Origin of the sequence: Flavobacterium psychrotrophum (genome assembly GCF_003403075.1) — a bacterium.
In the GTDB taxonomy this organism is placed as follows: domain Bacteria; phylum Bacteroidota; class Bacteroidia; order Flavobacteriales; family Flavobacteriaceae; genus Flavobacterium; species Flavobacterium psychrotrophum.
Map to the genome: position 1 here is coordinate 1498663 of NZ_CP031557.1, position 12939 is coordinate 1511601.

General features: G+C 40.0%; 9 protein-coding genes. 5 read left to right on the forward strand and 4 right to left on the reverse strand.

Annotated elements, in window-relative coordinates:
* The 3 genes from DYH63_RS21250 (at position 1) to DYH63_RS06500 (ending at position 1858) form a co-directional block, all read left to right on the forward strand.
* Complete coding sequence (locus DYH63_RS21250; RefSeq protein ID WP_162926949.1) at positions 1–177, forward strand: hypothetical protein; 177 nt, start codon at positions 1–3, stop codon at positions 175–177.
* Between the two features lie 298 nt (positions 178–475).
* A complete protein-coding gene (locus DYH63_RS06495; RefSeq protein WP_205528285.1) occupies positions 476–1159 on the forward strand; it encodes a J domain-containing protein in 684 nt (227 codons plus the stop codon).
* A 21-nt stretch (positions 1160–1180) separates the two neighbouring features.
* On the forward strand, positions 1181–1858 hold the full coding sequence (locus tag DYH63_RS06500; RefSeq protein WP_116788035.1) for a tetratricopeptide repeat protein: 678 nt from the start codon (positions 1181–1183) through the stop codon (positions 1856–1858).
* A gap of 102 nt (positions 1859–1960) precedes the next feature.
* Here DYH63_RS06500 and DYH63_RS06505 read toward each other — a convergent pair whose 3' ends face one another.
* Complete coding sequence (locus tag DYH63_RS06505; RefSeq protein WP_116788036.1) at positions 1961–3739, reverse strand: AMP-dependent synthetase/ligase; 1779 nt, start codon at positions 3737–3739, stop codon at positions 1961–1963.
* 306 nt (positions 3740–4045) lie between these two features.
* On the opposite strand from DYH63_RS06505, the gene DYH63_RS06510 reads away from it, so the two are divergent.
* Together DYH63_RS06510 and DYH63_RS06515 are read left to right on the forward strand one after the other, a co-directional pair.
* Complete coding sequence (locus DYH63_RS06510; RefSeq protein ID WP_116788037.1) at positions 4046–6037, forward strand: endo-beta-N-acetylglucosaminidase; 1992 nt, start codon at positions 4046–4048, stop codon at positions 6035–6037.
* 115 nt (positions 6038–6152) lie between these two features.
* The gene (locus tag DYH63_RS06515; RefSeq protein WP_116788038.1) at positions 6153–7046 is read left to right on the forward strand and encodes a DUF4421 family protein; all 894 of its coding nucleotides are present in this window, start codon (positions 6153–6155) and stop codon (positions 7044–7046) included.
* A 243-nt stretch (positions 7047–7289) separates the two neighbouring features.
* Here the strand turns inward: DYH63_RS06515 and DYH63_RS06520 are convergent, their stop codons facing one another.
* From DYH63_RS06520 to purL, 3 genes are all read right to left on the reverse strand, one after another.
* The gene (locus DYH63_RS06520; RefSeq protein ID WP_116788039.1) at positions 7290–7727 is read right to left on the reverse strand and encodes a DUF1801 domain-containing protein; all 438 of its coding nucleotides are present in this window, start codon (positions 7725–7727) and stop codon (positions 7290–7292) included.
* 112 nt (positions 7728–7839) lie between these two features.
* Positions 7840–9141 (reverse strand): transglycosylase domain-containing protein, encoded by a 1302-nt coding sequence (locus DYH63_RS06525; protein WP_116788040.1) that lies wholly within the window; start codon positions 9139–9141, stop codon positions 7840–7842.
* A 122-nt stretch (positions 9142–9263) separates the two neighbouring features.
* Positions 9264–12923: a phosphoribosylformylglycinamidine synthase gene (purL, locus tag DYH63_RS06530; RefSeq protein ID WP_116788041.1), complete on the reverse strand. Its 3660-nt coding sequence runs from the start codon at positions 12921–12923 to the stop codon at positions 9264–9266.
* Between the last annotated feature and the right edge of the window lie 16 nt (positions 12924–12939).

The window sequence follows — 12939 nt, forward strand, 5'->3', positions numbered from 1 at the left end:
ATGAAAAATATAAATTTGTATTCAAGTATACTTGAGCTTTTAGCCTATTTTATAAGTGCTGTTATACTTACTGCACTTGCAATGAAGTATGAGCCGCAATTAGCATTATTACCATGCTTGTTTTTTGGTCTTTATACTTCAAAACTGGTTGTAAAAAGAATCAAAAAAGGAAAGTGACTTTATAAGATAATTGTTAACTTAAGCGGAGTAGATTAAGATCTACTCCGCTTTTTCATTCCAGCTAAAATATCCCTAGCTAGCGCGAGCATCTTGCTCGTGAATATAAACCGGCAGGAGCGGGACGCTCGCGCCAGCCATAACTTACCTAACAAATCAGTACAAAAAAACCGCCTTTGGAGGTTTTCCTATATACTATCTTATAGCCTAAATAAAATGACCGACTACAAACTCAATAAGCTTTCGTGACTCATCATTACATCATAAATTTGTAAATTGCCGTCCCTGAATGTTTCGGATGAAAAACTACTATCACATATTGGGCTTAAGCCCTGATTGCGCGCCTGCTGATATTAAAAAAGCGTACCGGCAGCTTGCGGTGCAGCACCATCCGGATAAAAACAACGGCGACAAGGCGAGTGAGGAGCGTTTTAAGGAAATATCAGAAGCCTATACCATACTTATTGAAGACGATACCCGTAGCGAGTACGACTATCTTAAAGGATACAAAACTACCTACCGCAGTGTGCTCTTTCAGGCAGGGCAACCCACACCGGTAACATTCCTTACACAATTTCAGCGGATAAAAACTACCGTGCTAAATGCCGGCGGACGTATCAACAGGCAGGCTTTATTTAAGGTGCTGGAAGATTTACTTTCAGATACAAATATACACCTGCTTGTAAGAGAGAGGGATATTGTAGTAAACAGCCGCATTATGGATGAGGTGCTTACCTGCTGTGTATTTCTGGAAGATGATGCAAAAGCAGTCTTACATACAAAGCTTTTAAAACTTGCTGATAACAATACACGTTTAGTAGAAAAGCTAAGCCTGCGCAATAGCCAGAGTGTTACTGTAAGCTCAGAGAGCCTAACGCATAATAAAGTGAATAACAGTAGTAATGACGGACAGCCGGCAATGACTACAGTATTGATATTTATATTGTTCGTGCTGTTGTTTATACTATTGCTGTTTGTTTAATCCAGTTCAAACATTACTAAAATGATTCCTGTAATTCAAACTAAAGAGGAGTGGCAAGAGCTTTTGAAACTTGCTGAAAATAATGATAGCAATGCACAATTTGATGTAGCAATGTATTATGAAGATGGTATCGTGGTAGATGATGAACAGATTATTGTCATTGATGAAGTACAGGCTTTTACCTGGATAAAAAAGGCATATGAAAATGGGAATACTGAAGCGCTGGTTCGTTATGCTGATTACCTGAGTGCAGGTGAGTTTTGCGAAAAAGATAAATATAATGCGATAGAATTATATAAAAAAGGTATCTCCCTGGGCAATGGCATAGCGGCATTTAACCTTGGTGTTGAATATCGTGACAGATACGATTATGAAAGCGCTTTTAAATGTTATGAACAATCTTTGCAATTAGGTCATCCGGCAGAATTTACCATAGCCAAATGTTACTATTATGGTATAGGGGTAGAGAAGGATAAAAATAAAGCGTTTTCGATTTTAAAAAGTGATAGAATTAAAGAAAGTTCGCAGTATGAAATGGACGAGGCTAATTATTTGATTGGTCTTTTGTATTTAAAGGGAGAAGTTGTAGATAAATCTTTGCAAAATGCCCGCTACTATCTGGAACTTGCTAATGAAGACGGAGATCACCGTTCTGCCCAAGAGATTTTATTTATAATTGGTAGGAGTGAATATGATTAATAAAATTAATTACACAAAAAAGCAGCCCTAAAGCTGCTTCTCCAAATTATCTTATAAAGTCCTACGGTCTGAAAATCTAATCATCCCATATTCTGAAAAAATCTATTTATCACCGCCATATATTTTATCATACAGCTTTTTATATTTTTCTTTAACTGCCTTACGTTTTAGTTTTAGGGTAGGAGTCATTTCGCCACCTTCGGTACTCCAAACGTCAGGAGTAAGTTCAAATTTTTTGATTTGCTCCCAGTGTCCAAACTTTTTATTAATAGCATCTACCTCTTCCTGTAAACGTTCATGTACCTCTTTGCTGTCGGCAATTTCCTGGTTGCTGTTTACAGAAAGTCCCTTGCGCGAAGCCCACGATTTTACAAAGGCAAAATCTGGCTGAATAAAGGCAGCCGGCATTTTTTCGCCATCGCCTATAACCATTATCTGCTCTATAAAACGGCTTTGCTTCATGGCATTTTCTATCAGCTGCGGGGCAATATACTTACCGCCTGATGTTTTGAACATTTCTTTTTTACGGTCAGTAATTTTCAGGAAACCGTCTTTGTCAATCTCTCCTATATCACCCGTGTGGAAATAACCATCTGTAATAGCTTCGGCCGTTTTTTCAGGGTCGTTAAAGTACCCCATCATTACGCTGTCGCTTTTGGTCAGTATCTCGCCATCCTCGGCAATTTTAACTTCAACACCTTTAAGCGGCCTGCCAACAGTGCCTATTTTAAAGCCCTTGTTACGCATATCATTCACCGCAATAACGGGAGATGTTTCGGTAAGGCCATAACCTTCCATAACCGGAATTTCTGCTGCTGCAAATACACGTGCCAGCCTTGGCTGTATCGCAGCGCTACCACTTACCATCAGGCCCAGTTTGCCGCCAAGTCCTGCCTTCCATTTACTAAATATCAGTTTGCGTGCCAGCCATAGCTTTAAGCCATACCAAGGGCCATTTGCACCATAGGGTTCATATTCGTGGCCAACATCAACTGCCCAGAAAAATAATTTCTTCTTAATGCCTGTCAGGTCTGTACCCTTCGCTATAATGGCATCATAAACTTTTTCCAATAGCCTTGGCACTGCGGTAATAACATCCGGGCTAACCTCTTTAATGTTAGCACTAACCTTTTCAATGCTTTCGGCAAAGTAAATAGATACACCCACATACTGGTAAATGTATAGTATCATGCGCTCATAAATATGGCACACCGGTAAAAAACTAAGGGCAACACTTTTACCATGTTCAAATGGTACACGTTCCTCGCTCATAAGCACATTGCTTACAATGTTTTTGTGCGAAAGCATAACGCCTTTTGGCCTGCCAGTAGTACCCGATGTATAAATTATTGTAGCAAGATCTTCTGTAGTGATTGTTTTCTTAATATCTTCAACCTCCTGCTGGTTAGCAGTGTCTTTACCAAGCTCCAGTATCTCATTCCAGCTTTTGCAACCCGCTATATCTTCAAAAGAATAAATTTCTTTAAGCTTTGGCACATTGGCTTTAACCGAAGAAATTTTATTGAACAGGTCTTCGTTAGATACAATTACATACTGCGATTCTGAATGATTTAGGATATACTCAAAATCTTCCTCAGATATGGTAGGGTAAACCGGTACGTTCTGCGCCCCGGTTTGCAATATGCCAATATCAACAATATTCCATTCAGTGCGGTTGTTGTGCGATATTACAGCAATTTTATCATCTTTTTTAATGCCCATGCGTAGTAACCCACGGCTAAAGGCATTAGCTTTATCTATATATTCCTGCGTAGAGGTGGCAACCCATTTTTCGCCATACTTGGTTGCCAGCGCTTCAGTAAGCTTATATTTTTCGAGCTGGTAATAGGGGAAATCAAACAGGCGTGTTATTGTATCCATAAGAAATGTAGGTCAGATTTTATATGCAAATTATGAAAAAAATATATAACGCCCGAGTAAAACTTGAAATATTAAATTATTTCTAAGAAAAATTATTATTCTGATATTAATATTAAAAATTCTAATATAAGGTATTGATGATTAGTGAAATACTATCTTTCTGTCATTATTACATATACAGGTTTTGTATCACGTTATAATTTGTATGTGAATTTCATTTTTATGTGAAATTTAATAAAATATTCACAATATTGTTTCTTGTTTAATATATTTACTAACCTAATAATCGCTTAAAATCATTTTAACTTGAAAAAAATTACTCTTTTTACATTTTTACTATTTGGTGGTGCTCTTTTTGCGCAAATTGTGAATACGGCTCCGTATATTTTAACGATAGATCAGTTAAAGTCCTGGACACCGGACGGTGCTACAGCTTCTGAAGATCTTATAAGCACAATACCACTTGCTACAAGGTTTAGTAATCCCGATACCCAGTTCAACCCGGCGCTTAGCAACAATATGCAAATTGCTTACCTGCCCGATGGTATGAACAATTTTGGCAACTACCACGGCGAACAAAGCCAGTTTAATCTTTACAACTTTACTCACTGGGCTTATATAGATAAGTTTGTCTGGTTTGGAGGCACATCTACCCAAACGGTTCAAATACCTTCATCGCCCTGGGCAAATGCCGCGCATAAAAATGGAGTTAAAATTTTTGGAGATATATTCTTTTCGCCATTAGCATACGGTGGTTCAACGGCTACGTTGCAAAGTTTTTTAGAACGCGATGAGCAGGGCAACTTTTTAGCGGTGCCAAAACTTGTTGCCATTATGCAATATTATAAGTTTGATGGTTGGTTTATTAATCAGGAGACAGGAACCACAGCAGCAGTTGCTACAGAAATGCGTGCGTTTGTTAGTGCCCTTACTGCCGAAGTAGAAGCAAAAGGTAAAGAAGTTATGTGGTATGATGCCATGACACCCACCGGAGCTGTGGGCTGGCAAAATAGGCTTAATACTGTAAACAGTCCTTTTTTGCAGGATGATGCAGATGGCGATAGCGCTAATGGTTTTGAAACCCGTGTGAGCAGTAGTATGTTTATCAATTTTTTCTGGAATAGTTCGGCAGGGCCCATAGCTTCGCGTAACCGTGCAAGAGCTATCGGACGTTCTGAATTTGATGTATTTACGGGAGCAGATATCTGGCCTAATCGTAATCAGGGCAGTTTTGCTACAAATGGTAATAGTTTTATGACTGCATTACACGATGGCGCCACTACACCTTACACATCGCTGGGCCTGTTTGCAACCAACTGTCTTTATAACTATTCAGGCTTTACTAATTTTAATAATGATCCTACAGATGTAGATTCTTTTTATAGCGCAGAAAACCATATGTTTGGTGGGTTAGACCGTAATCCTGCTCTTGTAGACGCTACGGGTTTTAAAGGATTTGGGAACTGGGTTCCGGAAGCATCGGTTATTATCAGCCTGCCTTTTGAAACCGGATTTTCTACCGGTCATGGGACTAAAAAATTTATAGAAGGTGTACAAACAAGCAGCGATGCCTGGCATAATGTAGGTGTTCAGGATATTTTGCCAACCTGGACGTGGGCTTTCTCTCAAAATGGTACACTATCGGCAAAGTACGATTTTGACGATGCTTATACTTTGGGTAATTCAATTAAAATAAGCGGAACGCTTCCTGCAACTACTACTGTAGATTTAATGCTTTATAAAACAAAGCTTACTGTAGTTCCCGGTACAGCGATAGAACTGGCTGCGCGAAGCACATCGCACCTAAAACTTATAGTAGTTTTTGCCGATAGCCCAACTGAGAGAGTTGAGTTTGCATTATCTGATGCTGCCGACGCAAGCTGGCATAAGCAAACAGTGGTATTACCATCAGCTTATAACGGTAAGGAAATTGCGGCTATTGGCCTGCGTTTTTATTCAGAGGCTACGCTTAACGATTATGCGGTAAATGTAGGAGGTCTTAAAGTATATGCCGACCCGGATCTTGCTACTGCTAATTACAATATGGGCAGAGATATGGTTACAGTAAGTTACCCGTCAGGCACTAAAGATGTGGTATTTACGCTAAACACTAACCTGGGTAGCAAAGTAGGTTACACTATTTTTGACCTTCAGGGTAAGCAGATACGTCAGGGTAATATTCCTGCCGGAAGTACCGATTACAGACCGGATACCAACGGTATAAGTGCAGGTATGTATATGGTTCGTTTTACCGATACACGTAACATGGCTGACACAAAAAAGATCTTTATCAAGTAAATTGCATCATGTAGAAGTTAAGGGCTGCCAATCGGCAGCCCTTTTTTGTAAGATAAAATTATAATTGATATATTTTTAAAACTTAATTTGCGTTACGATATTATATCATTTGTAAATGAAAGTTTTTACCTCGCTGTTTTTGCTGTTTGCTGTATGCTCTGGTTTTGCCCAGAGAGTAGATTCGCTCTACATTGCACCTTACCCGCAAAAAATGTCTATTTCGCCTTTTGTGGCAAACAATACTTTACTGGTAAGTAATAATGATGTTGAATACAGCCCTAACAACCCGATTACTGTAGGCGTGGGTTTTTCTATAAAAAACACCGTTGTTAATGCCCGGTTAAGCTATGGTGCGGCCGACCTGCAGGGCAAGGAGTATGGCAAAACAAAAGTGGTCGACTTCCAGCTACACAATTACGGGCGAAAGTTTATAATTGATGTATTTATCCAGAATTATAAAGGTTTTTATAATGAAGACAAACAAAACATAACGCTGTATCCTGACATGGCTGTACGGCAGATAGGAGCAGAGGGCACATATCTATTTAACGGTGGGCAGTTCTCTGCTAAGGCAGCCTTTCAGCACAGCGAAAAGCAATTACAATCTGCCGGAAGCTTTGCTATTGGAGCTGGATTATATAACTACCGTATGCACCTTGGCGATGTACTGCCAGATTCTGGTGACGAATATATTGATAACATACAATTTGGTGCCAATGCCGGATATGCTTATTCGTGGGTGGTAAACAAATACTGGCTACTGTCGGGTATGATTACTGCCGGAGCTAATGTGGGCAATAACCCTGATAACCTCAAAAATATAAAGCTTAATGTTTACCCCACAGCTTTTGCCCGTGGTGCTGCCGCTTACAGAAAAAATGACTGGTCTGTAGCATTCTCTATGCTCATACAAAACAAGCTTGTATATGCCACAAAGGGAAACGAGTTTAGTGTTGCCTCATTGGGACTGCAGTTAATGTATGTAAAACGGTTTGATAGTTTCAGGTAGGAGAAGAGGTTAACAGAATAGTGAATCTCTCTAAGAAAATAACTTTATTGGTAGCGAGGATATTAAATAAATAATCTCCATTCAAAGAGCTTTTTAAAATGTCTCGCAAAGGCGCTAAGACGCAAAGTTTATCGAGACAGATACTCTTATTATCGACACAAAGCTTTGCGTCTTAGCGCCTTTGCTTGAAATAATAGCCTACATTGTTTTGGCCACAGCAACCTAATATACACCTATACTAAATTATACTTCCCTACAAGCACACTCATGGTTCTCGTTAAGATAGGCAATAGTTGCTTTACAGATTTTCTCTAAAGCATCAATATTAATATCAGATAATTTTTTAACGTAGATGCAGGCTTTCCCCATTTTGAACTTACCCAAATCATCTAATAGCGGTTTGTTTTCTTCGGTAGGAGAGTACACATACAATGAAAATTCCGCCTTGCGTGGCGAAAATCCAAGTATTGGTGCATCGCCCTCATGCCCACTGGCATATTTATAGTGGTAACTGCCAAAGCCGATAATGGTTGGTCCCCACATTTTTGGCTCAAACCCGGACCATTCGCGCAGTAGTGCTATCAGTTGAAAACTGTCTTCTTTCTTTTGGTCATTATCCACATAGGTGTTAATGAAGTCGGTAACGTTGATGGCGGTTTCGGTAGTTTTATTTTTTGCCATGGGTAAGGGTTGTGATTTGTTGTTGTTTTTAGTTCGCTTGCGCGAGCATCTTGGTAATGCGTGTATATTTTAAAAGAAAAGCTCGCGACAGATCGGAGTTCTCACTATGAAATTATATAGGTCTTAATTTTCCTTCCCTAATTAATCTATTGTAAATGTTATCTAATAAGCTTCGTTCAATAGGCAGCTGTGTTCTTGTAAGTAAATGGTTAATTCTTGTCCAATTGACTGTAGAGCTAATATTGGATAGTCTTTCGACAAGAAAAAAAGATTCTTCATTAGTTAATTTCATATTTTGAATATCATTCTGAAAGAAGTGTTTGATTGCAAATGAAAGCCCCATTTTTCCTTTTTCATACCTAACAGAAGCAACGTATAATTTTAATATATCAGATTTTACAAAAGTTTTATTAATCCATATAGATAATAATATCTCAATCATCTTTCTTAAGTATATATTTTGGTTAGAAGGAATGAATAGAGTTCTAGCGAGTTGCATTGTTAATGTCGACCCCCCATTTTTAATTATTGAATGTCGCCTCCTGAACATCTTAAAAATACTGAAAAAACCTCTCATTAAAGATTTTATTGAAAATCCAGAATTATTATGAAAGCTTTTATCTTCGATATCTACGAGTATTTTTTCTAAGTTTTTGTAATTTACATTTAACCTATCAAGTTCAATATATGAAAGTTTAGCTCTGTAAATTATATATTCAAAATTTGGTAATAATTTTATTCTAATAATCTTGGACAAATTCTTAGTAAATACTAAAAGTAAATTTTCATGTTGTTCGAACAATTGGCATCTAAATATGTAAATATATCCTGCCAAAGTAATTAAAATGAGAGTTATTTCAGAATATTTATCAGAAAAAATTATATCTAATAATACACTATTATTACATGCAAATCGCCAGACCAAGATATTGATAAATGTTAGCATCCAAAAAGGAACAGTCTGAAACCAAAACCATCCATTAAAAAATTTTATAACAAATGGATTAGTTGCTCCTTCAACTCGAAAATTTGGTAGTGTCAAATGTATGTTCCCATAATCTAAGCCTAACATTAGCCGTAATGACACTACTTTTCTAGCGTTAAAAACAATTTGTCTTTGTAATTCAACAAAGTATCGCAACAAAAATCCTCCCAAGAATGTTATAAAGAGTGCGAATAGAAATGAGTTTTCTTGCAAAATAGTTAGATTCGCGTTTAAAGCTTCTTTTTCCTGATTAAAAAAAAGAGGTATTAAAACAGCGGTAATTGCAACTAAAACACTTGCTACTTGAGCATAAATTTTTGTTTGTGAATTTGCTACTTTTTGAGCTTCTTCAAATTCTATTAATACAACATCCCTGTTATTCAAGTCAAACCTGTATGTCGGATAAAATTGTTCCCCCTTGCTTTCCATCTATTTTTTCTTATTGATAAAGATATAGTTTTTTAACAAAAAAACGCCCCTGTTTCCAGAGGCGTCTATCATCTTACGTCTATTTGTCTTCTTCCGAATAAACAAATAACCGCATAACCGAATTACCTTTTCTCAATCCACTCACGCGCATTTACAAACGCTTCGTGCCAAGGGCTTACCTCATCGGTACGGCCTTCAGGGTAGTAGGCCCAGTTCCATTGGAACATAGAGCGCTCTATGTGCGGCATCATTACCAGGTGGCGGCCATCGTTGCTGCTCATCATTGCAATGTCAAAGTGAGAGCCGTTAGGGTTAGCCGGGTAGCCGTTGTAGGCATATTTAGCCACCACGCTATATTTATCTTCCTGGTACGGAAGCTCAAATTTACCTTCACCGTGGCTAATCCATACGCCCAGCGTGCTGCCCGCAAGCGTGTTTAGCATCACCGAATTGTTTTCCTGTACTTTAACCGATGTAAAGGCACTTTCGTGCTTGTGGCTATCGTTAAAGTGCATGCGTGGTTTTACCTCATGCTCAGGGTTAATAAGGCCAAGCTCTATAAACAATTGGCAGCCGTTACAAATACCAACTGATAGTGTATCTTCACGTTTAAAGAAGTTCTCTAATGCGGTTTTAGCTTTCTCGTTATACAGGAACGCACCTGCCCAGCCTTTAGCCGAACCCAGTACATCTGAATTTGAGAAACCACCCACAGCACCTATAAATTGTATATCTTCCAGCGTTTCGCGACCCGAGATTAGATCGGTCATGTGCACGTCTTTCACATCAAAGCCGGCAAGGTACATAGCATTTGCCATTTCGCGTTCCGAGTTAGAACCCTTCTCACGGATTATAGCTGCTTTAGGCCTTGGTTTGCTTGCATCGATAACAACTTTCTTACCTGTAAACTGAGTAGGGAAGTTATATACCAGCGGTTGCGACTTATAGTTTACATAACGCTCTTTAGCTTTCTGTACACCAGACTGTTTCTGGTCTAAAAGGTATGATGTTTTATACCAGGTATCGCGTGTTTCGGCAACGTCAAAAGTAAGATTGGTATCACCGTTTTTCACGGTTATTTCAGTGCCTTCTTTTGGCTGTCCTATTTTTATAAAGTCAATGCCATTAGCAGCAAGTTCCGCTTCAATAGAGGCATCTGCCTGTAGTACCACGGCAATATTTTCTGCGAAAAGCACCTTAACCGTATCAGCCTCATTAAGGTTGGTCAGGTCATATTCAGCACCCAGGTTTACTTCTGCAAAGCTCATTTCAAGCAGGGTAGTAATAAGTCCGCCGCTGCCTATATCGTGGCCAGCTGCAATTTTACCCGCCTTTATAAGATCCTGAATGGTATTGAATGATGTTTTAAAGTTGGCAGCATCGGTAATTGTTGGTACTTCTGTACCCACTTTATTCAATACCTGCGCAAATGATGATCCGCCCAGTTTAAAGCCATCATTGCTCAGGTTGATGTAGTATATGTTGCCGCCGTTTCGTTTTAGTACCGGCTCTACTACTTTAGTAATGTCGTTACAGTTACCCGCAGCAGAGATAATTACTGTACCCGGGGCAATAACGTCGCCGTCAGGGTATTTTTGTTTCATACTAAGTGAATCCTTACCGGTTGGGATGTTGATGCCCAATTCAATAGCAAATTCACTACAGGCTTCTACAGCTTCGTATAGCCTTGCGTCTTCACCCTCATTCTTACACGCCCACATCCAGTTGGCCGAAAGCGACACACTTTTTAAACCGTCTTTTAGCGGAGCAAATACGATGTTACTAAGCGACTCAGCAATAGCGGTACGGCTTGCGGCAGCAGGTTCAATCAGCGCTGAAACAGGGGAGTGGCCTATAGTGGTAGCAATACCTTCTTTACCGGCATAGTCAAGCGCCATAACGCCCACGTTATTCAGCGGAAGCTGTATAGGTCCCGCCGTTTGTTGCTTGGCAACTTTACCACCCACGCAGCGGTCTACCTTATTTGTTAGCCAGTCTTTACAGGCTACAGCTTCAAGCTGCAGTACCTGATTAAGATAGTCGTGTATTTTATCCTGAGAATATGTTACCTCGCTATAATTAGGGGTAACCGTTTTATCGTTCATTACAGTTTTTGGCGATGCGCCAAACATATCTTCCAACGCAAAGTCCATTGGTTTTTCGCCGGTAGTAGCACTTTTAAAGGTAAACCTGTGGTCGCCGGTTACTTCGCCTACAGTATACATTGGGCTACGCTCACGGTCGGCAATGCGCTGTAATGTGTCAATATCTTTCTGACCAATGATAAGGCCCATACGTTCCTGGCTCTCGTTACCAATGATCTCCTTAGCAGAAAGGGTAGGGTCGCCTACAGGAAGCTTATCAAGGTCGATAAGCCCGCCGGTTTCCTCAACAAGTTCGCTAAGGCAGTTTAAGTGTCCGCCCGCACCGTGGTCGTGGATAGAAACAATAGTATTATCATCACTCTCTACCATACCACGAACGGCATTGGCAGCACGTTTTTGCATTTCAGGGTTAGAACGCTGCACTGCATTAAGCTCAATACCAGATGCAAACGCTCCGGTATCTGCGCTTGAAACGGCAGCACCACCCATACCTATGCGGTAGTTTTCACCACCCAGGATAACTACTTTATCGCCTTCCTGTGGTTTTTGTTTTTTGCTTTGGCTCTCTTTACCGTAGCCTATACCGCCTGCAAGCATTATCACTTTATCAAAGCCCAGTTTACGCCCGGCTTCTTCGTGTTCAAATGTAAGTACTGAACCTGTAATTAGCGGCTGCCCGAATTTGTTACCAAAATCTGACGCACCGTTAGATGCCTTTATCAATATGTCCATCGGGGTTTGGTACAGCCATTTGCGCTCGTCCATACCTTCTTCCCAAGGGCGGTTTTCTTCTAATCTAGAATAGGCCGTCATATACACCGCTGTTCCCGCTAATGGAAGCGAGCCCTGGCCTCCTGCAAGCCTGTCGCGAATTTCTCCACCTGCACCGGTAGCAGCACCGTTAAAAGGCTCAACCGTAGTAGGGAAGTTATGCGTTTCTGCTTTTATAGATATAACAGAATCAAATTCTTTTACATCATAAAAATCAGGCTTGTCTGCTGTTTTAGGTGCGAACTGCTGTACGCGTGGCCCTTTTATAAAGGCTACGTTGTCTTTGTAAGCCGAAACAATATCGTTAGGGTTTTCCTGAGATGTTTTCTTGATCAGTTTGAATAGTGACGATGGTTTTTCTTCGCCATCAATAACAAACGTACCGTTGAATATCTTGTGGCGGCAGTGCTCTGAGTTTACCTGGCTAAAGCCAAAAACTTCGCTATCCGTCAGTTTCCTGCCCAGTTTTACGGCAAGTTCATTAAGATAATCTACCTCTTCTTCGCTAAGCGAAAGCCCTTCTTTAGTATTATAAGCCGCAATGTCATCTATCTCGAGAATAGGCTCCGGCTGTATGTTTATGGTATAAATATCCTGGTTAAGGCCATCGTACTTTTGCGACAGCATCGGGTCGAATTTAGCATCAGCCTCATTCACCTTGATAAACTCCTCAATGCGAATAATACCTTCAATACCCATGTTCTGGGTAATTTCTACGGCGTTAGTGCTCCACGGGGTAATCATGGTGGCGCGCGGTCCAACAAAAAAATCCGCGAGTACGGATTTTTCTATTTTATGTGCGTTGCCAAAAAGCCAGTTAAGTTTTGAAATGTCCTCTGCCGTTAGTTCGTTTTGCGACTGTACCGCAAAAACCGTAGTGGTCTGGTTTCCGAAGAAATGGATCATCGTAGTAGTGTTGTTG